This is a genomic window from Limnospira sp. PMC 289.06, from assembly GCF_032350395.1.
GTDB classification, from domain to species: Bacteria; Cyanobacteriota; Cyanobacteriia; order Cyanobacteriales; family Microcoleaceae; genus Limnospira; species Limnospira platensis.
On sequence record NZ_JARPLC010000283.1, the window covers coordinates 1 to 1,594 of the forward strand.

Consider the following 1,594-nt stretch of genomic DNA (forward strand, 5'->3'; position numbering starts at 1 on the left):
TTGAAGTCACAAAGCAGGAAGTTGTTACCCTGTTCCCGATGTCAAAAGGGGTATCTACATCAGGATCCGTGTGCTGGGAAACTCGCAAGCACGGTTTGGAATTGGAGTTGGGGAAGGTGACTTCTCTTTCGACCATAACCAGTTTAGAGACACCGGGGAGATTTTCCTAAAGTGAAAGTATTTGCAGTTTAGAGATTACCGGGGAGGTTAGGCGATCGCTTTTCCGGACGGTTGACTGTTTTTCTAATCTGGTAGGGAGGTAGGGCGATCGCTTTTCGGGTGGCGGGGGTTTGGCAGCGCCGGGGGAGGGATTAAGGGCGCAGCGGTAAAATCCATGAGTGGAGCGTAGCGGAACGAATTTAACTTTGTGACCAAGCCCTTAATACCGTGGGTGGGTGGGTTCCGCCGCCGCCAATGGGGGGAGCTTGAGGCGATCGCTTTTCGGGTGGCGGGTTTTGGAATGCTCCTTAGTCGGGGTGAGTTGAGAGGTAGGGCGATCGCCGGCGCGGACAGTTGGCTGGTTTGGGCTAACTTGTGGGGAGGTGCGGTTGGCTGGTTTTTAGAGGCGGTTGATTTGTGGGGAGGCAAGGTTTTCTGTTTTTTTAGATTCTCGGGCGATCGCCGGCGCGGATAGTCCTTGGCGTGCCTTGGTTGGGATGCCTAGTTACTGGGTGCTTCGCACAAGAGGGGTTGACTTATGGGGATGCCAGGTTATTGGGCGCAGTGGCTTACTAGTGTTCAGTGAAGTTTAGTGGTGGCGCTCCTCTCGTAATCGCCGCGCGCCAAAACGAAAGTTACTAGTGTTCAGGAAAGGTGATCGCGGGCGCGGGCTCCAAATACCGCTCGGTCCTAGTCGGCAGTGGCTTACTAGTGTTCAGTGAAAGCAACTGGTGGGGGATCCGCTCCGGGGTGGGTAGTGCTAAAGAGGTAATGATGCGTTGTAGTGATGGATAAAATACCAAATGCCACCAATGTGATTCTGCAAACACTTGGAAAAGGACAAGGTCTTGGGTACTAAGCGAGACACTGGTTGTCTCAAGGTATTGTTAAACCTTTCGATGTAGCTGGTCAAACCTGTATCCTTCCCAACCCCTTGATGACGTTTACTCGGTAGAACAGCCTCATAGGCTCCCCAGAAATCGGTATAAGCCACCGCACATTGGCGATATGGAGGCAATGACTCCCACAATTGGCGGGCTGCGGCTTCATCCCGTGCACCAATGTAAACACCGACAATCTCACGGATTTTTACGTCGAGAGCTAACCAAATCCACTGTTTGTTTCCTCAGGGTACGAAAAGACCACAATTCATCACATTGATATCGTTAACCTCCCCTTTTTTTTGCGCCTCACCTGGACTTGGCGGGGCACAGAGGCATATTTCTGATTGACGTAGTTTGGCAGCCAGGGCTCAGACACTTGGACGGCCCGTGCTATTCCGGCAAGGGGAATTCTCTCCATCGGCAAACGGTCAATCAGAGACCGTGTTTCTTGGTCAATCACCTTTTTGGTGGGGGTGTTCAACAAACTGTCGTCCATAATCACGACACTTGAACCGTTGTTTGCCGTTGTGAATCCGTCCATTTTTGACGGT

1 protein-coding gene and 1 pseudogene are annotated in these 1,594 nt (G+C 51.9%); one reads left to right on the top strand and one right to left on the bottom strand.

Annotated elements, in window-relative coordinates; genetic code table 11:
- The first annotated feature begins 367 nt into the window (after positions 1-367).
- Positions 368-634 carry a hypothetical protein gene (locus P5674_RS24500; protein WP_014275513.1) on the top strand — a complete coding sequence of 89 codons (267 nt, stop codon included), beginning with the start codon at positions 368-370 and terminating at the stop codon, positions 632-634.
- A gap of 285 nt (positions 635-919) precedes the next feature.
- Here P5674_RS24500 and P5674_RS24505 read toward each other — a convergent pair.
- Positions 920-1,594 (bottom strand): annotated as a pseudogene (locus P5674_RS24505) (IS1 family transposase); the annotation flags it as partial.